Origin of the sequence: Elizabethkingia argenteiflava (genome assembly GCF_009904105.1) — a bacterium.
In the GTDB taxonomy this organism is placed as follows: Bacteria; Bacteroidota; Bacteroidia; order Flavobacteriales; family Weeksellaceae; genus Elizabethkingia; species Elizabethkingia argenteiflava.
The window spans coordinates 1-523 of the sequence record NZ_JAAABJ010000257.1 but is presented as its reverse complement, the minus strand read 5'-3'; the positions used below and the strand labels follow the sequence as shown (position 1 = coordinate 523).

Below are 523 nucleotides of genomic sequence, written 5' to 3'. Positions count from 1 at the left end.
TTCTTCAATACTTCTGTAAATTTTCTTTCTAAAAGCTATGGCATAAAACTCGTCCTGTATCGTCCTGTGAAAACGTTCACAAATGCCATTGGTCTGAGGACTTTTAGCCTTGGTCTTTGTGTGATCACTATCTTCAATGGCTAAATAAAGCTGGTATTCATGCTGTTCTCTTATTCCACAGTATTCCGTTGCTCTGACTGTTAAAATTCTGAGTAAACGAAGTTCCTGCTGCTCAAAGAAAGGGACTATCTGATCATTAAGCATGTCAGCAGCAATAAGAGCATTTTTACGGTCATATAGTTTTGCTAATACTACTTTGGAATACGTGTCAATAAAAGTTTGTTGATAAATATGTCCAACTCCTTTGATATGGCCTACGTAATAAGTGTCTTGAGCTCCTAAATATCCAGGATGATGAGTTTCAATTTCTCCATGAGTTTTTTTCTCTTCCTTAGCCCCTTCTAGTGCTGAAAGTTGAGATTCAGTAAGGACGACACCATCTTGAGCAGATTTGGCTTCTAGG

The 523-nt window shown here is 37.9% G+C and carries 1 pseudogene; it reads right to left on the bottom strand.

The window, feature by feature from the left end:
- Positions 1-523: pseudogene (locus GNY06_RS02630) on the bottom strand (DDE-type integrase/transposase/recombinase); the annotation flags it as partial.